This window comes from Bacillus sp. EB106-02-03-XG38 (assembly GCF_058792175.1).
Genome location: NZ_JBYTED010000002.1, coordinates 295,701 through 313,962, shown reverse-complemented (window position 1 = coordinate 313,962; position 18,262 = coordinate 295,701). Strand labels below are relative to the sequence as shown.

Annotated in this window: 20 protein-coding genes, 2 riboswitches and 1 other annotated feature; of the genes, 18 read left to right on the top strand and 2 right to left on the bottom strand. The window is 36.3% G+C overall.

The window, feature by feature from the left end; translation table 11 throughout:
- The first annotated feature begins 10 nt into the window (after nt 1-10).
- Nucleotides 11-119, top strand: a riboswitch (SAM riboswitch).
- A gap of 72 nt (nt 120-191) precedes the next feature.
- The 10 genes from AC3WTI_RS10885 to AC3WTI_RS10840 all read left to right on the top strand — a co-directional run bounded on the left by AC3WTI_RS10885 (nt 192) and on the right by AC3WTI_RS10840 (nt 8,890).
- A complete protein-coding gene (locus AC3WTI_RS10885) occupies nt 192-335 on the top strand; it encodes a YezD family protein (RefSeq protein WP_000116163.1) in 144 nt (47 codons plus the stop codon).
- Between the two features lie 86 nt (nt 336-421).
- A complete protein-coding gene (locus AC3WTI_RS10880; RefSeq protein ID WP_087958069.1) occupies nt 422-1,126 on the top strand; it encodes a phosphoadenylyl-sulfate reductase in 705 nt (234 codons plus the stop codon).
- Between the two features lie 38 nt (nt 1,127-1,164).
- The gene (sat, locus tag AC3WTI_RS10875) at nt 1,165-2,301 is read left to right on the top strand and encodes a sulfate adenylyltransferase (RefSeq protein WP_097841536.1); all 1,137 of its coding nucleotides are present in this window, start codon (nt 1,165-1,167) and stop codon (nt 2,299-2,301) included.
- 12 nt (nt 2,302-2,313) lie between these two features.
- A complete protein-coding gene (gene cysC, locus AC3WTI_RS10870) occupies nt 2,314-2,913 on the top strand; it encodes an adenylyl-sulfate kinase (RefSeq protein ID WP_087958071.1) in 600 nt (199 codons plus the stop codon).
- 156 nt (nt 2,914-3,069) lie between these two features.
- Nucleotides 3,070-4,692 carry a nitrite/sulfite reductase gene (locus AC3WTI_RS10865; protein ID WP_097841535.1) on the top strand — a complete coding sequence of 541 codons (1,623 nt, stop codon included), beginning with the start codon at nt 3,070-3,072 and terminating at the stop codon, nt 4,690-4,692.
- A gap of 10 nt (nt 4,693-4,702) precedes the next feature.
- Nucleotides 4,703-4,903 (top strand): DUF3906 family protein, encoded by a 201-nt coding sequence (locus tag AC3WTI_RS10860; RefSeq protein WP_071757530.1) that lies wholly within the window; start codon nt 4,703-4,705, stop codon nt 4,901-4,903.
- 85 nt (nt 4,904-4,988) lie between these two features.
- Nucleotides 4,989-5,765, top strand: coding sequence for a uroporphyrinogen-III C-methyltransferase (gene cobA / locus AC3WTI_RS10855; protein WP_087958073.1), 777 nt, complete (start codon nt 4,989-4,991; stop codon nt 5,763-5,765).
- A 1-nt stretch (nt 5,766) separates the two neighbouring features.
- Nucleotides 5,767-6,522 carry a sirohydrochlorin chelatase gene (locus tag AC3WTI_RS10850; RefSeq protein WP_097841534.1) on the top strand — a complete coding sequence of 252 codons (756 nt, stop codon included), beginning with the start codon at nt 5,767-5,769 and terminating at the stop codon, nt 6,520-6,522.
- On the top strand, nt 6,497-7,114 hold the full coding sequence (locus AC3WTI_RS10845; RefSeq protein WP_087958075.1) for an NAD(P)-binding protein: 618 nt from the start codon (nt 6,497-6,499) through the stop codon (nt 7,112-7,114). The genes AC3WTI_RS10850 and AC3WTI_RS10845 overlap by 26 nt, the downstream gene beginning before the upstream one ends.
- A gap of 61 nt (nt 7,115-7,175) precedes the next feature.
- Nucleotides 7,176-7,423 (top strand) — a binding site (T-box leader).
- Between the two features lie 111 nt (nt 7,424-7,534).
- The gene (locus AC3WTI_RS10840) at nt 7,535-8,890 is read left to right on the top strand and encodes a sodium-dependent transporter (protein ID WP_142286629.1); all 1,356 of its coding nucleotides are present in this window, start codon (nt 7,535-7,537) and stop codon (nt 8,888-8,890) included.
- A gap of 30 nt (nt 8,891-8,920) precedes the next feature.
- Here AC3WTI_RS10840 and AC3WTI_RS10835 read toward each other — a convergent pair whose 3' ends face one another.
- Nucleotides 8,921-9,082, bottom strand: coding sequence for a hypothetical protein (locus tag AC3WTI_RS10835; RefSeq protein WP_001096003.1), 162 nt, complete (start codon nt 9,080-9,082; stop codon nt 8,921-8,923).
- Nucleotides 9,083-9,182: 100 nt separating this feature from the next.
- On the bottom strand, nt 9,183-10,445 hold the full coding sequence (locus AC3WTI_RS10830; protein ID WP_087958077.1) for a murein hydrolase activator EnvC family protein: 1,263 nt from the start codon (nt 10,443-10,445) through the stop codon (nt 9,183-9,185).
- 490 nt (nt 10,446-10,935) lie between these two features.
- Between AC3WTI_RS10830 and gltP the strand changes: the two genes are divergently transcribed.
- From gltP to AC3WTI_RS10790, 8 genes are all read left to right on the top strand, one after another.
- Nucleotides 10,936-12,207, top strand: coding sequence for a glutamate/aspartate:proton symporter GltP (gene gltP, locus AC3WTI_RS10825; protein ID WP_087958078.1), 1,272 nt, complete (start codon nt 10,936-10,938; stop codon nt 12,205-12,207).
- Nucleotides 12,208-12,273: 66 nt separating this feature from the next.
- The gene (locus tag AC3WTI_RS10820; protein ID WP_087958079.1) at nt 12,274-12,792 is read left to right on the top strand and encodes a ribonuclease FAU-1 family protein; all 519 of its coding nucleotides are present in this window, start codon (nt 12,274-12,276) and stop codon (nt 12,790-12,792) included.
- A gap of 120 nt (nt 12,793-12,912) precedes the next feature.
- A riboswitch (SAM riboswitch) is annotated at nt 12,913-13,018 on the top strand.
- Between the two features lie 94 nt (nt 13,019-13,112).
- Nucleotides 13,113-14,429 (top strand): Na+/H+ antiporter NhaC family protein, encoded by a 1,317-nt coding sequence (locus AC3WTI_RS10815; RefSeq protein ID WP_087958080.1) that lies wholly within the window; start codon nt 13,113-13,115, stop codon nt 14,427-14,429.
- A 229-nt stretch (nt 14,430-14,658) separates the two neighbouring features.
- A complete protein-coding gene (locus tag AC3WTI_RS10810) occupies nt 14,659-15,015 on the top strand; it encodes a lmo0954 family membrane protein (protein WP_000808632.1) in 357 nt (118 codons plus the stop codon).
- Between the two features lie 45 nt (nt 15,016-15,060).
- Complete coding sequence (locus AC3WTI_RS10805; RefSeq protein ID WP_073542089.1) at nt 15,061-15,723, top strand: PspA/IM30 family protein; 663 nt, start codon at nt 15,061-15,063, stop codon at nt 15,721-15,723.
- 106 nt (nt 15,724-15,829) lie between these two features.
- Nucleotides 15,830-16,570: a cell wall-active antibiotics response protein LiaF gene (liaF, locus tag AC3WTI_RS10800; RefSeq protein ID WP_000716089.1), complete on the top strand. Its 741-nt coding sequence runs from the start codon at nt 15,830-15,832 to the stop codon at nt 16,568-16,570.
- A complete protein-coding gene (locus AC3WTI_RS10795) occupies nt 16,570-17,625 on the top strand; it encodes a sensor histidine kinase (protein WP_087958081.1) in 1,056 nt (351 codons plus the stop codon). The genes liaF and AC3WTI_RS10795 overlap by 1 nt, the downstream gene beginning before the upstream one ends.
- A complete protein-coding gene (locus AC3WTI_RS10790; RefSeq protein ID WP_000598709.1) occupies nt 17,622-18,254 on the top strand; it encodes a response regulator in 633 nt (210 codons plus the stop codon). Before AC3WTI_RS10795 ends, AC3WTI_RS10790 begins: the two co-directional genes overlap by 4 nt.
- Nucleotides 18,255-18,262 lie beyond the last annotated feature (8 nt).

The following is an 18,262-nucleotide window of genomic DNA, read 5'->3' as shown; positions in this document are numbered from 1 at the left end:
ACAAATACAAAGCTTATCAAGAGAAGCGGAGGGAACTGGCCCGACGAAGCTCGGCAACCTGCTAATAGAAAGCAAGGTGCTAAATCCAGCAAAATGGAATCCATTTTGAAAGATAAGGTAAAATATATTACCGAACAGTCTTTTCGAAATGGGAAAGATTTTTTTTATGAATAAAAAGGGGGGCTGTTCGCGTGAGCGTACGGGAACATTTTGAGGAAGTATCTGAGAAGATTCAAGCGATGCTTGCTGATATGAAATATGGTTCAATTACAATTGTTGTGCAAGATGGAAAAGTCATTCAATTAGAGAAAAGTGAAAAAGTACGTTTAAAGTAAAAAGCGCTGACTAGAAAAACTAGAGGCGGTTTTAACCTATATCATTAGGTTAAAACCGTCTTTTTGCTTTTACAGGGGGAAAGAACATGTTGACGTATGAAACGTGGGAAGAAAATAACATTTCATTTTCAGAAGAAGATGAAACGAAAGGCGCGCTATCTGTATTAAGTTGGGCTTATAAAGAATATAAAAGTGAAATTGTATACGCATGTAGCTTCGGAGTGGAAGGGATGGTATTGCTGCATCTTATAAACCAAGTAAATCCATCTGCTAAAGTTGTATTTTTAGATACAAATGTTCATTTTCAAGAAACATATGAATTAATTCAAAAAGTGCGGAGCCGATTTCCTTCATTAAATATTATAGAACAACAGCCGGAGCTTACACTTGATGAACAAGCGAAGTTGCATGGTGAGAAATTATGGGAAAGTAATCCGAATCTCTGTTGTAAAATTAGAAAAATTTTACCGTTAGAAAAATCATTAGCAGCGGAAAAAGCGTGGATATCGGGCTTAAGGAGGGAACAATCAGAAACACGTAAGCATACAAAGTTTATAAATCAAGATCATCGCTTTCAATCTATTAAAGTTTGTCCGCTCATTCATTGGACGTGGAAAGAGGTATGGCGATATGTATACAAACATAGCTTGCCGTATAACCCGCTACATGATGTTGGATATCCAAGTATTGGGTGTGAGAAATGTACGTTACCTGTAGGTGAGGGTGGCGATTCGAGAGATGGTAGATGGGCCGGGAAAGTGAAAACTGAATGCGGTCTACATTACCAATAAGATGAAATTGAAAATAAAGCTAAGAGAGGGTATAGAAAATGAGTACAAGAAATGAATTAGTAAATCTTATAGACGAGACATATGATGTATCACAAATTGAAAAAGAAATTGAACTAGACAACATTGCGTTAAGTGATTTAGAGCTATTAGCGACAGGGGGGTATAGCCCGCTTACTGGTTTCTTAGGAAAGAAAGATTATGATTCGGTCGTAGAAACGTTTCGTTTAGTTAACGGGAGTGTTTGGAGTATACCAATTACATTACCAGTAGCAGAAGAAGTAGCAGAGAGTTTAATAGCTGGAGAGAAAGTAAAACTTGTTAACGCTGGAAATGTATATGGCGTCATTCAAATAGAAGATATTTTTGTGCCTGACAAGGAAAAAGAAGCGTTACTAGTGTATAAAACGACGGATGAGGCTCATCCAGGAGTGAAAAAATTATACGAAAGACCGAATGTTTACGTTGGAGGAGCTATTATTCTTATGAAACGTTTTGAAAGTAATCCGTTTCCTTCTTATCATTTAGATCCAATTGAAACGAGAGAAGAATTTAAAAAACGTGGTTGGAAAACAGTAGTCGGATTCCAAACGAGAAATCCGGTACATCGTGCCCATGAATATATTCAAAAATCTGCTCTTGAAATTGTAGATGGCCTCTTTTTGAATCCACTCGTTGGGGAAACGAAGTCGGACGATATTCCTGCTGATGTAAGGATGGAAAGTTATGAAGTATTACTTCAAAATTATTATCCGAAAGATCGTGTCTTTTTAAGTGTATTTCCTGCGGCAATGCGTTACGCAGGACCGAGGGAAGCGATATTCCATGCGCTAGTTAGAAAGAATTTTGGATGTACACACTTTATAGTAGGGCGCGATCATGCAGGGGTAGGAGATTATTACGGTACTTATGAAGCGCAAGAAATTTTTACGAACTTTACAGTGGAAGAGTTAGGGATTACACCGCTATTTTTTGAACATAGTTTTTACTGCGCGAAATGTGAAGCGATGGCTTCGACGAAAACATGCCCGCACGGAAAAGAAGATCATGTCATTTTATCAGGTACGAAAGTAAGAGAATTATTAAGAAACGGTGAGGTTCCACCAAGTACATTCAGTCGTAAAGAAGTAGTGGAAGTGCTAATTAAAGGTTTGAAAAAAGAAGTAGTAACAGAATAGGGAGAGAATGAGATGGACACAAATATTACTTGGCATACAGCATCTGTTTCAAAAGATGAGAGAAGAATAAAAAATAGGCATCATAGTTTCGTAGTTTGGTTTACTGGATTATCAGCTTCAGGTAAATCTACAGTGGCGAACGCGGTTGCTCGTAAACTATTTGAAAAGAATATTGGAAACTATGTATTAGATGGAGATAATATACGCCACGGTTTAAATAAAGACTTAGGTTTTTCTGAAAGTGATCGTATGGAGAATATAAGAAGGATTGGCGAAGTGGCGAAGCTATTTGTAGATCAAGGTACTGTTGTTCTTACGGCGTTTATTTCACCGTTTCGAGTAGACAGAAAACAAGTTAGAGATTTATTAGCTGCAGATGAGTTTATAGAAGTGTTTGTAAAGTGTCCAATTGAAGAGTGCGAAAAGCGTGATCCGAAAGGGCTTTATAAAAAAGCAAGAAAAGGTGATATTAAAGAGTTTACAGGTATTGATTCACCGTATGAGGAACCGGAGCAAGCGGAATTAATTGTAGAAACACACAAGTATTCTATTGAAGAATGTGCAGAACAAATCGTGAAGTACTTACATGAGCGTAGTTTTATCCCGCATTAACGGACAGTAAAACTCCCATCTCAAAATTTGGCTAGGGCAAAGAAGTTAGGTGGGAGATGAACTGCCCGTAAATGCCCGATTGGTTCAACTAATAATCAGCGGGGGATGAACACTCCCCACTGATTAAAGTTTCACTTTATATAGGGGGATTAAAAAATGAGTTATGAAAAAGTATGGGCTAACAATGAAAAATTAAATCAAACTGAGAAAAATAAATTGAAAAAAGATGGATTGGAAATCTTTAATGATATTCCTTACTATGCGGAGAATGGCTTCGAATCTATTCCGAAAGAAGAGTGGGACGCATTCAAATGGGCAGGGTTGTATTTACAAAGACCGAAAGAAGCTGGATATTTTATGATGCGTGTAAATATTCCTTCAGGGATTATTACGAACGCACAGGCAGAAGTGCTTGCTTCTATCGCTGAGGATTATGGACGTGACGTAATTGATATCACGACAAGACAGGCGATTCAGTTTCATTGGTTAGAAATTCATCAAATTCCAGATATTTTCAAAAGATTAGCAAGAGTTGGGTTATCTTCAGCTGGAGCGTGTGGTGATATAACGCGTAATATTACAGGAAATCCACTTGCTGGCATTGATGCAAATGAACTGTTTGATACAACTAGTATTGTAAAAGAGGTATATGACTATTTCCAACATAATGAAGAGTTTTCTAACTTACCACGTAAATTTAAAATGTCTATTAGTTCTAATATTCATAATTCAGCAAACGCAGAGATTAATTGTGTTGCATTTACACCTGCTACGAAAGAAATAGATGGTGAGAAAAAAGTTGGTTTTCATATAAAAGTAGGTGGTGGATTATCCGCTCGTCCATATTTAGCTGATGAATTAGATGTATTCGTTTTACCAGAAGAAGTGAAGGCGGTAGCGATTGCAATTGCTACGATATTCCGTGATTTTGGATATCGCGAAAAACGTCATTTAGCTCGTTTGAAGTTTCTTGTTGCAGACTGGGGAGCAGAGAAGTTCAAAGAGAAACTACTAGAATATACAGGACCATTGCAAAGTAAAGGAGAAAGTGCTTTTAAAGGCTGGAATGCTGGATACTTTTATGGAGTTCAAGATCAAAAGCAAGATGGACTAAAATATGTAGGCTTTAATGTGCCGGTCGGGCGCCTACATGCAAAAGAAATGTTTGAGATTGCAAGAATCGCTAAGCGGTATGGAAATGGACAGATTCGTACATGTAACTCGCAAAACTTCATTATTCCGAATGTTCCGCCAGGGAATGTAACGGGTTTACTAAATGAGCCATTGTTTGAAGCGATATCAGCAAGTCCGAAATCGTTTATTGGTCATGCGGTTTCTTGCACTGGTATTGAATATTGCAACCTTGCTTTAGTAGAAACGAAAGAAAGATTGCGAAAAATTGCCGAATACTTAGATACACAGATTGCGCTTGATGTTCCGGTTCGTATTCATATGGTCGGGTGCCCGAATTCATGTGGTCAACGTCAAATTGCTGATATTGGATTACAAGGTGTGAAAATGAAAACGAAGGAAAAAGGAATTGTTGAAGCATTTGAAATATATGTAGGTGGAACGTTGTTAGATGGTGGTGCTTATAATCAAAAGTTAAAAGGGAAAATAGATGGCGAGGATCTACCTGATGTACTTGCTTCATTTATAAGTTATTTCAAAGAGAATAAATTACCAGCTGAAACGTTTTATGATTTTGTCGGTCGTATTGGTGTAGATACATTACAAGTCGCGTTAGATAACGTGCTAGAAGAAGTAATAGCGTCTTAGGAGGGACAATATGGATTTATATCGATTTGAAGCTGTGTTAATAAATAGTATTGTTCCGATTGTTGTCGTTGCTCAAAGTGAAGAACAGGCATTTAAGCTCGCGGAGATGGAGCTTGAAAAGCATTTTTTACCGTTGCCAGAAGTAAAGGAGATTTCCCTATTTGAAAAAAAGAAGATTCGAAAAGGGGCGGCTTTTGTTATTCATGAGTAGGGAACAGATGATACGAAATAAAGAAAACTTCCATTCATATATAAGGATGGAAGTTTCATTTTAATGGTAGAAATGAGGAGAGATGATGGGGAAGGTTTATATCGTTGGGGCAGGTCCTGGTGATCCAGATTTAATTACTGTGAAAGGCTTGAAATGTATTGAGAAGGCAGATGTTATTTTGTACGACCGTCTCGTAAATAAGGAGTTACTTTCCTATGCAAAGCCTGAAGCGGATTTAATTTATTGCGGAAAACTACCAAATTATCACACGATGAAGCAAGAGACAATTAACACGTTTCTTATTAAATATGCGAAAAAAGGAAAAGTTGTAACGAGGCTTAAGGGCGGCGATCCATTTGTATTTGGTAGAGGGGGAGAAGAAGCTGAAGCGTTAGCAAAGCAAGGTGTACCGTTTGAAATTGTTCCTGGTATTTCAGCTGGAATAGCTGCTCCTGCTTATGCTGGTATTCCAGTGACACATCGTGATGCAAGTGCAAGTTTTGCTATTGTAACGGGGCATAGGAAAGAAGATGCTGAAGAAGAAGTGAAGTGGGAACATTTAGCGAAAGGTGTAGAGACTTTAGCTGTATATATGGGGGTTAGTAATTTACCCTACATATGTGAACAACTGATAAAGCATGGAAAAGATACAAGTACGCCTGCTGCCATTATTGAGCGAGGAACGACATCTATGCAGCGCACAGTTGTTGGGACGTTAGGGACAATTGTAGATGTTGCCAAAAAAGAACAAATTCAAAATCCGAGCATGATTGTAATTGGAGAAGTGGTTCGTTTTAGAGAAAAAATCCATTGGTTTGAGAAACAGACAGAAAGTACGTATCAAGTAAGTGGAGTGTTATAAAATGAAAGCCATCTTATATATATGTCATGGAAGTCGTTTGAAAGCAGCTAAAGAAGAAGCGGTTTCGTTTATTACGTCATGCATGAACCGTGTAGAGGCAAGTATTCAAGAAGTTTGTTTTTTGGAGTTAGCGAGTCCGACTATTGATGAAGGGTTCCGTACATGTGTGAAGCGTGGTGCTACAGAGATTATTGTTATTCCAGTTTTTTTATTAGCGGCAGGTCATGTGAAAAAAGATATCCCGTTTGAATTGGAAAAGTTAAATAATCAATTTCCAAGTGTTAAAGTGACCTATGGTAACCCATTTGGTGTATCAGAAACACTTGTTAAATCGGTATATGGCGGAAGTGGAATTGAACAGGAAGATAAGAATGAAGTGACGCTACTTCTCGTTGCAAGAGGGAGTAGCGACCCTGAAGTATTAAAAGATATAAACTGGATCGCTTCTTTATTTCAAACGGAAGAGAAAATTAAAAAAGTAGAGGTTTGTTATTTAGCGGCTGCCGAGCCGAAATTTGAGGAGAAGTTAAAGGAAGTTGTAAAACGAAAAGAAAAGAACATCGTTGTGCTACCTTACTTGTTATTTACAGGTTTACTTATGAAACATATTGAAAAAGAAGTGGGCCAATATGAGTTGTGTGATATAAAAATAAGTCCGTATTTAGGAAAGAATGAAGCGTTTCAATATATGTTAATTCAAAAAACGAAGAAATTATTGAAGGGAGATCAATATGTATCCACTTACAGTGCGAGTTGAGAAGAAACGTGTTGTTGTCATTGGTGGAGGGAAAGTTGCGGGTTTTAAAATTATTCCTTTACTAAAACAAGGTGCGGATATAGTTGTGGTAAGTCCTGAATTGGATGCAAATTTAGTAAAACTAGTGGAAGAAAAGCAAATTCGTTGGTATCAAAGGGAGTATGAAAAAAGTGATATTAAAGACGCTTTTTTAGTTGTTGCAGCGAGTGGTGATGCCGTATTAAATGAACAAATTGCTGAAGATAGCGCAGAAAATCAATTAGTAAATGTTATTACGAACCCGGAAAGTGGGAATGTTCATTTTCCAGCGGCGATTCATCGTGGATTACTGAATGTGGCTGTGTCTACTGGAGGAGCGAGTCCGAAACTGGCAAAAAAAATTCGTGATGATATCGCAAATAAATATGATGAGGCGTATGAAGCGTATCTTGATTTTTTATACGAAGTTAGAATAAAAGTGAAAGAATTACAAATAGAGAAAAAGCAGAGAAATATATTGTTGCAAGAAGTATTAAAGTCAGTATATGTTCAAAATGAACAAAAAAGGGAATTGTTTTTACGAGAATTAGAGAGAAGAGTTCATATAGGATAATGAATAAATTGTACTTTACAACTATAAAAATATAATTTATAATCACAAGTAACTTCAATAAATGAAATCGATGAGCAAGAAGAGTATGTATATTTGATACGTTCAGAGAGCTGGGGTAAGGTGTGAGCCCGGTACGATAAAATATACAGAATGGGCTTGCGAGAGGTATGTTGAACATTGTAGTAGGCAACCCGGGTTCCGCCGTTAAAAGGATAGAGTATCGGAATTTTCCTGTACTTGAACAAGTGGGATTTATCAATCCAATTGAGGTGGTACCACGGTATTTACATTACATATATCGTCCTCTACATGCATATTTGCGTGTAGGGGACTTTTTTATTTTCTAAAGGAGGTGTGCGAGTATGAAATGAAAGTGTATAATTAACAAAAGTTTAAATATTCAGAAAAGGAGAATTTATGATGAAAGAAACACAGCAATGGACGTCGAAAATAGGCTTTGTACTCGCAGCAGCCGGAGCCGCAGTAGGTCTTGGTGCCATATGGAAATTTCCATATGTTGCAGGTAATGGTGGGGGAGGCGCATTCTTCCTTGTATTTTTACTATTAACTTTATTTATAGGTATGCCACTTCTTTTAGCTGAATTTGTTATTGGACGTAGTACGCAAAAAGAGGCAGTTACAGCGTATAAAGTATTGGTGCCAAATAGCAAGTTATATCCTTGGATTGGTCGTATGGGTGTTGTTACTTGTTTTAGTGTACTATCTTTTTATAGTGTTGTAGGTGGATGGATTTTACTGTACTTATATTATAGTGTCACAGGAAGCTTCTGGAATGGTGTTGTTGATTATGGACAATTGTTTGGTGAAACGATTTCAAATCCAGTAAGCGCAATTGGAGCGCAATTTATCTTTATGCTTTGCACTATTTTTGTTGTAAGTAAAGGTGTAGAGAAAGGGATAGAAAAAGCAAGTAAGTATATGATGCCGCTATTATTTATTTTATTTATTGCGATCATTGTTCGTGCGTTAACACTCGATGGTGCTTTTGCTGGAGTAGAGTTCTTCTTAAAACCAGATTTTTCAAAGCTGACAGCAGATACAATTTTATACGCGATGGGACAATCGTTCTTCTCGTTAACAGTTGGAGCCTCAGTAATGGTAACGTATAGTTCATATTTAAAGAAAGAAGAGCATTTAGCTAAATCAGCAACATCTATTGTAAGTTTAACTGTTTTTATTACAGTACTTGCAGGATTAGCAATCTTCCCGGCGATTTTTGCATTAGGCGTTAAGCCGACTGAAGGACCAGGACTACTGTTTATCGTCCTTCCAGCAGTATTTGCGAAAATACCATTTGGACAATTTTTCTTTATTATGTTTTTAGTTTTATTCTTCTTTGCAACATTAACATCGGCGATTTCTATGCTTGAAATTGTAGTAGCATCTGTTGCAAAAGATAATGAGAAAAAGCGTCCGTCAGCATCATTATTAATTGGTATTCTTATTTTTGCAGTTGGAATACCGTCAGCTCTATCGTTTGGAATTATGAGTGATGTGAAAATATTCGGAAAAACATTCTTTGATTTAGTCGATTTCTCGGTAAGTAACGTATTGCTGCCGCTTGGTGTACTAGCCATTTCGCTATTCGTACCAAATAAAATGAGTAAAGAAATGTTAATGAAAGAATTAGAAGTTACGGAAACGAAAGGGAAAACATTATTTAATATTTGGTTCTTCTTACTTCGTTACGTTATTCCAGTAACGGTAATCATTGTATTTTTAAATGCGATAGGTGTATTTAAAATGTTTGCATAATAAAAAGACGGAGATTTCTCCGTCTTTTTATTATGTTGTAGGTGTATTTAATAAGCGGTTATAGGCTTTATAGGCTGTGACGACTGCAATAAATGATCCAATTAAAAATAACGCTGAGCCGCCAAATGTAAATAACCGGCCAATGTAAGTTTCTCTAGCTTCTTCTATTTTTTGTTGTAATTGTGTATTCATATGATTCACCCCGTAAAATATAGGCATTTAGTTGTAGTCTATGTGGATTGCCTATGGTGTGTGAAGTGAAAATAAAAAAGCTCGGTATGCACCGAGTTTTTTATAATCCGATATAAGGAGATGGATCAACTGCGTTTGTCTTACCGACATTCCATTCTCCAAGGTGAAGTTCGAAGTGTAAATGTTGTCCGTATGATTGGCCAGTATTTCCCATAAATCCAAGTTGAGTGCCTTGTTTTACAGTTTGTCCATTCGATACAGAACGGCTGCTCATATGAGCATATACTGTCGTATATGTTTTTCCGTTTATACGGTGAGATAAGTACACAACGTTTCCGTAACTAGATGATAATTCTGAGCGAATAACAACGCCATCTGCAGCAGCGATAATTGGAACAGTTCCTGAAGCGGCGATATCAATTCCTTTATGGTTATCTAAAGAACGTGCGCCAAATCCAGAAGTTTTTGATCCTGCTGCTGGTTTAATAAATCCGCCGATATTTGTATCGTGCGGTACCGGAGCGGCCTGAGCTGGTGTGGTAGCTTGTTTGCGAGCTTCCTCTGCCTTACGTGCCTCTTCAGCTTTACGAGCTTCTTCTGCTCGTTTTTCTTCTTCAATTGCTTTTTGAACAGCTTGACGCTGATTTTCTAAAATACCTTTAGATTCTTCTAATCCTTCAATCTCTGAATCTACTTTTGCTACTTTCGTATGTAGATCGTTAATAAAGGTTTGTTGCTGTTGTTGGTTCGTTTGCAACTCTTGTTGTTTTTGAACTAATTTCTGTTCAGCTTCTTGTAGTTGTTGCTCTTTTTTCTCAACAGATTCTTTTTCTTTCGTAACAGCATTTTGATCAGTTGTTTGTTTTTTCACGATATCAGTATCGTTATTTAAAATTAAACTTACAGAATACATATTATCAACAAGATCAGCAATGTTTGCAGAATTTGTTATTACTTCTGTAATGATATTTGTGCGAGGTTTTTCTTGCATAGATTGCAGTCGTTGCTTAATAACTTCCTGACGAGTATCTATGTTTGTTTGTAATTGTTCGATATGTTTCTTTTTTTCGGTAATTACTTGTTGTGTTTTACTAATTTCTTTTTTTGTATCGTTTAATTCAGCCTCGTTTTTATTAATAGAAGTAGTTAAATCGTCAATTTTCTTTTGTAATTCCTGAATTTCTTTTTCTATTTGTTCTTTCTCAGCTGATTTATTTTGTAAGTCATTTTGTTTTCCTTCTAATTCGGATTGAATATCAGATAATTTATCTTGATTTGTTTCAGCGTAGACGGGTGAAAGTAACGGAGAAACAAAAATTGTTCCTGCTGCTAAAACACTAAACGCTGCAAATTTCTTTTTCATGGTTGTCTAACTCCTTTCCCTATGAATGTTATATATCATAAGAAGGAGAGTGTCTATCGTTGTAATCATAATGTAAAGAAAAATTTATAAAATTGCTAAGTTTTGTCGGAATTTATCATTTTTCAACGGTAATTGTCATGGTGGATGCATATTTTTGTTCGTGTAACAAGGACATATTTCTAGTTTTTTGTAAAATAAAGGAAAAATATATTTGTTTTATATAGTAAAATATCAAATGAAAACCCTATAAAACACTCATAAGGAATCGTTCTCATGTGAGGTTTTCTGACATGGGTTTTGTTTTTGTCAAGAAAATTATTTGTGTTCAGGAAAAGTTATTTTGTTGTCAGATTTTAAATTTTGATTTATGATTTTTAACAGGGACAAAATGTAGTGAATTGTCGAATAATATGTAATACTCTTAATTTCGAGTTTTATAGAGATAGAATGAGAGATAGAGTGACACATCGAAGAGGGGGTTACAACAAATATGAAAAGAATAGGACTTGCATGGCAAATATTAATTGGTCTTGCGCTAGGTATTGCAGTTGGGGCAATTTTCTTTGGCAATCCGGCAGTGGTGAGTTATTTACAACCAATTGGTGATATTTTTATCCGATTAATTAAAATGATCGTTGTACCGATTGTTGTAGCAAGTATTGTTGTTGGGGTTGCTGGTGTTGGCGATGTTAAAAAATTAGGCCGACTAGGCGGAAAAACAATTATTTACTTTGAAATAATTACAACAATTGCAATTATTGTCGGTCTATTAATTGCGAATATTTTCCAACCAGGAAAAGGCGTAAATATGGAGCAGTTAACAAAGACAGATATTTCGAAATATACACATACGACAGAGCAAGTACAAAGTCATTCATTTGCAGATACATTTGTAAATATTGTTCCAACGAACATTATGAAGTCATTAGCTGACGGAGATATGCTTGCTATTATCTTCTTCTCTGTATTATTTGGTTTAGGTGTAGCAGCAATTGGTGAAAGAGGAAGACCGGTTCTTCAATTTTTCCAAGGTGTAGCTGATGCAATGTTTTACGTAACGAACCAAGTTATGAAATTTGCACCATTTGGTGTATTCGCATTAATTGGTGTTACAGTATCTACATTTGGTTTAGCTTCATTAATTCCGTTAGGGAAATTATTAATTGTAGTATACGGGGCAATGATTTTCTTCGTTGTAGTTGTCTTAGGACTTACAGCGAAAATATTTGGAATTAACATTTTCCAATTCTTTAAAATTTTAAAAGACGAGCTGATCTTAGCGTATTCAACAGCAAGTTCAGAAACAGTTTTACCTAAAATTATGGAGAAAATGGAAAAGTTCGGTTGCCCGAAAGCAATTACATCTTTCGTTATTCCGACAGGCTATTCATTTAACTTAGATGGATCAACTTTATATCAAGCAATTGCAGCTCTTTTCTTGGCACAAATGTACGGTATTGATTTATCTATTTCTCAACAAATTACATTATTACTTGTATTAATGGTTACATCAAAAGGTATCGCGGGTGTACCGGGCGTATCATTCGTTGTATTATTAGCAACACTTGGTACAGTAGGTATTCCTGCTGAAGGTTTAGCCTTCATCGCTGGTATTGACCGTATTTTAGATATGGCTCGTACAGCAGTTAACGTTGTAGGTAACTCTTTAGCAGCTGTAGTTATGTCTAAGTGGGAAGGTCAATATGACGCTGAAAAAGGGCAGGCCTATTTGAAAGAAATTTCTAATAAGCAAGCAGCTTAATTATAATTTGAACAAGCTCTCACATAATATGTGGGGGCTTTTCTATATAGAAGGGAAGCGGACGTAATGAAACGTAAATATGGTGACGGTTCTTCGTGGAAGCGACTAATAGAGAAAGATTATACGGTTAAGCAAATAGAAGAGGGAATGCTAGGAATACTGGAAATAAAAAAGGTGAGAGAACCGAGTTGTAAAGAATATGATGGTAAAGAACTTTGTATTGCAGGGAATCAATATACGTGGATTCAATATTTCATAAACGGGAAAAACTTTGCGATTACCGCAATGTTAAATGATCAGAAAAAATTAGTGCAATATTATATCGATGTGGCGAAAGAATATGGAATAGACGACCGTGGTTTGCCGTATTTTGATGATTTATATTTAGATGTAGTATTATTATCGAACGGTAAAATGTATATATTGGATGAAGATGAGTTAGAGGATGCTTATAAAAGTGGTGATGTTACAAAAGAAGAGTATGAGTTAGCTTGGTATACTACGAAATGGATAATAGATGCAATAAAAAATAGTGAATTTTATTGGATTTCAATATTGGAAGAAGAAATCAAAAAGTTAAAATGATTGTTGTATTCAAATTTTTGCATAATTACCAAAAAAATCTATACAAAAAATAATTGACTTTTGTTTTGTAAGCGAGTAAAGTTAGGGAAGAAATTATTATTAAAAAATAAATATGAAACCTTCTTATAAAGAGAGGCGGAGGGACTGGCCCTACGATGCCTCGGCAGCGGACTCGATTTCAGAGTGCTGTGCCAAATCCAGCAAGCATGTGCTTGAAAGATGAGAAGAGTGTTTCTTATAGATGTATAAGACCTCTTCTCATTGGAAGAGGTCTTTTGTTATTCATTAGAAAAAGGTTGAAACTAGGGAGAGATGGTACTTTGAAAGAAACGAGAGGAAATGGCTTGGCTTTATTACCACTTGGGATATTTTTGGCGCTATTTATTGGTTCTGGAATTATTACAGGTGATTTCTATAAATTGCCGATACTTGTAGCAATTTCAATTGCTGTAGGGGTCGCTTTAGCAATGAACCGTAAAGAAAGCTTTCATGTAAAAGTAGAACGATTTGCTAAAGGTGCAGGGAACCCAGATATTATGATTATGGTTCTAATTTTTGTCCTGGCAGGAGCATTTTCTGAAACAGCAAAAGGGATGGGCGGCGTTGATTCTACAGTTAACTTAGCGTTATCCATTTTACCGCAAGGATTTATCGTAGCTGGAATTTTTGTTATAGGGGCATTTATTTCATTGGCGATGGGAACCTCAATGGGAACAATTGCTGCATTAGCACCAATTGCTGTAGGTATTAGTGGGCAAACTGATATCTCCATTGCACTTACGATGGCTACTGTTGTTGGCGGAGCGATGTTTGGTGATAATTTATCCTTTATTTCAGATACAACAATCGCAGCTGTACGCTCACAAGGAACAGAAATGAAAGATAAATTTAAAACGAACTTTTTAATTGTATTACCAGCAGCGATTATTACAATTGTACTATTAGTAATCATTACTTTAGGAAGCGACACGCAAATTAAAGCACATAGCTTTGACTGGATAAAGATTTTACCGTATGCAGGAGTACTGATTACAGCATTACTTGGCTGGAATGTACTTATTGTATTAACTGGTGGAACTGTACTATCCGGCGTTATTGGTCTTTTAGATGGAAGTTATACGTTAGAGAGTTTCTTTAAAAGTGTAACGACTGGAATGGGCGGTATGATGGAGTTAGTATTACTTGCTATTTTAATTGGCGGTATGGTCGAACTAATTCAATATAATGGTGGTATTCAATATTTAATGAATATTTTAACGCGTAACATTCGTTCAAAAAAAGGAGCGGAGTTTGGTATCGCTGGTTTAGTAGGTATGACGAATATGTGTACAGCGAATAATACGATTTCTATTATCTTTACAGGTCCGCTTGCGAAAAATATTGCAGATCAATATGAAATTGATCCCCGTAAATCAGCGAGTGTATTAGATCTTTTCTCATGCTGTGTACAAGGATTAATACCGTACGGCGCGCAAATGTTAACAGCAGCAGGATTTGCGGCGTTATCTCCGATTGAATTGTTACCATATGCGTTTTATCCGATCTTAGTTGGAGTATGTGGAATAATTTCTATATTAATTGGTTTCCCGAGGTTTTCTAAAGTAGCGGGAAAGAAAGAGTATCATAAAACAGCATAATGAAAAATGAAGTTTATGAAATGAAACGAAAGCCGTACAGAGAATGTCCTCTGTACGGCTTTTTATATGTGCTAAAAGAGTGAATGATGAGATGTTACCTTATGTCTTTACAAAAGGCTGAATGCAACTCAGTCTTAAGTCTGAGTAGAAAACGGTTCTTAAGCTCGTTATGGAAAAAAGAAAAAATAGTTAAGATAAGAGTATCAAATCGAAGGGAGGCAAGCACAAGATGAAACAATTTCTAGCGTTTATCGCGGCTGGTATTTTAGCTTTAATTGCTCTTGGCAGTCTTGCTGGTATTATAGGATTCGCAATTGGAGCAGGAGTTGTGTACTGGAGCTATAAATCATTTGTGCGAGCACAATCATTTTTTGGAAAGTTAGCTTGGGGTATTGTTGGTTTAATCGGCTTGTCCATCGCCCTTTCTCATTCCCCAGCATTAATCGGTATTGCAGCATTAGTAGTTCTATACTACGGATACCGTGAGTGGAAAAAAGAAAAAGATGTAGTTGTTGATTCTGCTCCAGAAAGTTCTAAACCATATAGCAACTTTGAAGATGAGTGGAACAAGTTAATGAAAAACTAATATAAAATAAATCAAATTTATAAAGTAGAAGAGAGGAAGATTATAATGAAACAATCTTTATTCGGACGTGTACGCGATGCAATTTTAGCAGATTTTCATAATGTGTTAGATGAGAAAGAAAGAAAAAATCCAATTGCTATGTTAAACCAATATTTACGCGATAGTGAGCGTGAAATAACAAAAATTGAAAAGTTAATTCAGCGTCATAAAACATTAAAATCTAATTTCGCTCGTGAGCTTGAGCAAGCACGTTATTTCGTGAATAAAAGATCAAAACAGGCTATTATCGCTCAAGAAGCAGGCGAATTACAGTTACACGAACGTGCATTAGAGGAAGTAGCTTATTATGAAGGGCAAGTCACTCGATTAGAAGAAATGTATGCAGGTGTTGTAGAGCAAATTGATGAGTTAGAGCGTCGTCTTTCTGAAATGAAAAATAAATTAAAAGAAATGCACGCAAAGCGTATGGAATTAATGGCACGTGAAAATATGGCACATGCAAATCGTCGTATGAATACTGCGATGCATAAAATGGATGAAAATAATCCATTCTTACGATTTGAGGAAATTGAGGATCATATTCGTGACTTAGAAACTCGTATGAATGAGGAGCATGAACGCGACACATTTGATATGAAGATTGCAAAGCTTGAGCGTGATATGAAGGAAAAGAATGATGTATCGTTAACGAAAGAATTAACAAAATAATAGTAGTATATTATAAAACAGGCTTATGATATAGTGATAGGAGAAAAGGTGTTGGAAAGCAATGCCTTTTCTTCTATGTATATGTGACAAGGAGGGGGGAGCTGAAATGAAGAAACATTTTTCAAAAACACAGTTAATGGGGATGCTCCTCATCATATTTGGATTCGGTCTTTTTCTTGATATGATACTTGGACATTTTGAACCGGGTGGTCTTATTTTTGCATTTATTATGCTTATGTTTGGAAGGCATTATCGTAAAAAGAATCGTTATGTGCGGGGAAATGTATTTTTATTTGTTGGTGGTATCGTATTTTTATTCTTCTTATTCTCATCAGCAGCATTTGTTCTTGTCGTATTCGCTTGTTTAGCTTTAATTGGTTATCAATTGATTCAACAAGGACATAAGCAAAAGGCAATGAAGGTTGAAATTAAAGAAAAAGGGATTATAGACGAAGAAAAGCAAATATATCGTACAGAACCATATTTGAAAAATATGTTTGTCGGTAATGTACGAATGATGGATCATATTTATGAACTTGAGGATATTAATGTTCAATATGGTGCTTGTGATGTAGAAATAGATTTAACAACTGCTATGATTCCAGAAGGAGAAACGGTAATTGTTATTCGGGGTGTCGTTGGTAATATTCGTTTATATGTGCCATATGATATTGAACTGTCTTTAAATCATTCTGTTATTGTTGGACGGGTGCTCTTGCCAGGGCATGAAGAGACAGGGTTTAACCGCAATGTTACATTTAGAACAGAGCAGTATAAAGAGGCTCCTCGTCGTATTAAAATTATTTCTTCGCTTGTCGTAGGCGATACGGAAGTGAGGAAAGTATAATGAAGAAACAAAAAAATATTTCGTGGATGTATATTCGTTATTCTATGTTGTCCTCTATTAGTATCGCACTCATTTGTACAATTGTATATGTATGGAAGAGCGAGCAACAAGTGTATGATTTATTATGGAAAGAATCCATCGCTTCTGTTCCAATTGGCTTGTTTATTATGACTACAAGTTTACTTATCGGGGGAATTGTAGGATATGCAATCGGTTACTATATAGAGCAGCGTATACAAGGATTAAATACGTTTTTATTTGAAGTAGAGCGAGGGAATTTTCCGAGCGATGTTTCGTTTACTGCAGATGATGAATTTCATGAAGTGGAACGAAAAGTAATCGTTCTCGCGCGTCGATTAGAGGAGCAAGCTGGACTCTTTCAAAAAGTAACGAATGAACGAGCTCATTGGAATGAAGAGATGAGACAAGAAGCGATTTCCCAGGAAAGGCATCGATTGGCGAGGGAGCTGCATGATTCTGTAAGTCAGCAGCTTTTTGCAATGTCGATGATGATGTCGGCTATTAATGAACAAGTAGCTGAATTTCCAGAAACGACGAAAAAGCAGTTGCAGCTCGTTGAAAATATGGTTGTAAATGCACAGTCAGAAATGAGAGCATTGCTTCTTCATTTACGCCCAGTGCAGTTAGAAGGTAAGAAACTAACAGAGGGTATAGAGGAGCTTTTAACAGAGTTGTCTAGAAAGCAACATATGAAAATTGAATGGTTAATTGAGCCAATAGAATTGAAAAAAGGTGTAGAAGATCATTTATTCCGTATTGTACAAGAGGCGTTGTCTAATACTTTACGACATGCGAAGGCAAAGAAAACGGAAGTACGTCTTCGAAAAATTGATCAATATGCAATATTGAAAATTATTGATGATGGCGTGGGATTTGAAGTCGGAGTTAATAAAGCTGGTTCATATGGTTTAAGATCCATGCAAGAGCGTGTTCATGAAATTGGTGGGACATTAAAAGTGCTTAGTTTTCCGGCTAAAGGTACGCAAATAGAAGTGAAAGTACCGATTATGATTGAGAGAGGGGGAGAATCATGATAAAAGTATTACTAGTGGATGATCATGAAATGGTTCGAATGGGTGTATCAGCATATTTATCAACACAGCCAGATATTGAAGTAGTTGGAGAAGCTGAAAATGGAAGAAAAGGTTCAGAGTTAGCTTTGCAATTAAGACCGGATATTATTTTGATGGACCTTGTCATGGACGAGATGGATGGGGTTGAAGCAACACGAGCTATTATTCAAGAATGGCCAGAAGCGAAAATTGTAGTTGTAACGAGTTTTTTAGATGACGAAAAATTGTACCCAGTAATTGAGGCCGGAGCGACAAGTTATTTATTAAAAACATCAAGAGCGAGTGACATAGCAGACGCTGTACGAGCTACTTATGATGGAGAAACGGTATTAGAGCCAAAAGTTACTGGTAAAATGATGTCTCGTATGCGTCAGAAGAAGGAACAACCTTTGCATGAGGAGTTAACAGAAAGAGAGTCTGAAATTTTGTTATTAATTGCAGAAGGAAAAAGTAATCAAGAGATTGCAGATGAATTGTTTATTGCCCTAAAAACAGTAAAGACACATGTAAGTAATATATTAAATAAGCTAAATGTAAGTGACCGGACACAGGCGGTTATTTATGCGTTTAGACATCAATTGACGAAATGATAAGGTGA

Bases quoted from the DNA above. Each gene is read 5' to 3' on its own strand.
- AC3WTI_RS10830 (WP_087958077.1), bottom strand. From the start codon at position 10,445: ATGAAAAAGAAATTTGCAGCGTTTAGTGTTTTAGCAGCAGGAACAATT.
- AC3WTI_RS10840 (WP_142286629.1), top strand. From the start codon at position 7,535: ATGAAAGAAACACAGCAATGGACGTCGAAAATAGGCTTTGTACTCGCA.
- AC3WTI_RS10820 (WP_087958079.1), top strand. From the start codon at position 12,274: ATGAAACGTAAATATGGTGACGGTTCTTCGTGGAAGCGACTAATAGAG.
- AC3WTI_RS10880 (WP_087958069.1), top strand. From the start codon at position 422: ATGTTGACGTATGAAACGTGGGAAGAAAATAACATTTCATTTTCAGAA.
- liaF (WP_000716089.1), top strand. From the start codon at position 15,830: ATGAAGAAACATTTTTCAAAAACACAGTTAATGGGGATGCTCCTCATC.
- AC3WTI_RS10845 (WP_087958075.1), top strand. From the start codon at position 6,497: ATGTATCCACTTACAGTGCGAGTTGAGAAGAAACGTGTTGTTGTCATT.
- AC3WTI_RS10835 (WP_001096003.1), bottom strand. From the start codon at position 9,082: ATGAATACACAATTACAACAAAAAATAGAAGAAGCTAGAGAAACTTAC.
- AC3WTI_RS10865 (WP_097841535.1), top strand. From the start codon at position 3,070: ATGAGTTATGAAAAAGTATGGGCTAACAATGAAAAATTAAATCAAACT.
- AC3WTI_RS10790 (WP_000598709.1), top strand. From the start codon at position 17,622: ATGATAAAAGTATTACTAGTGGATGATCATGAAATGGTTCGAATGGGT.
- AC3WTI_RS10860 (WP_071757530.1), top strand. From the start codon at position 4,703: ATGGATTTATATCGATTTGAAGCTGTGTTAATAAATAGTATTGTTCCG.
- AC3WTI_RS10850 (WP_097841534.1), top strand. From the start codon at position 5,767: ATGAAAGCCATCTTATATATATGTCATGGAAGTCGTTTGAAAGCAGCT.
- AC3WTI_RS10795 (WP_087958081.1), top strand. From the start codon at position 16,570: ATGAAGAAACAAAAAAATATTTCGTGGATGTATATTCGTTATTCTATG.
- cobA (WP_087958073.1), top strand. From the start codon at position 4,989: ATGGGGAAGGTTTATATCGTTGGGGCAGGTCCTGGTGATCCAGATTTA.
- cysC (WP_087958071.1), top strand. From the start codon at position 2,314: ATGGACACAAATATTACTTGGCATACAGCATCTGTTTCAAAAGATGAG.
- gltP (WP_087958078.1), top strand. From the start codon at position 10,936: ATGAAAAGAATAGGACTTGCATGGCAAATATTAATTGGTCTTGCGCTA.
- AC3WTI_RS10805 (WP_073542089.1), top strand. From the start codon at position 15,061: ATGAAACAATCTTTATTCGGACGTGTACGCGATGCAATTTTAGCAGAT.
- AC3WTI_RS10810 (WP_000808632.1), top strand. From the start codon at position 14,659: ATGAAACAATTTCTAGCGTTTATCGCGGCTGGTATTTTAGCTTTAATT.
- sat (WP_097841536.1), top strand. From the start codon at position 1,165: ATGAGTACAAGAAATGAATTAGTAAATCTTATAGACGAGACATATGAT.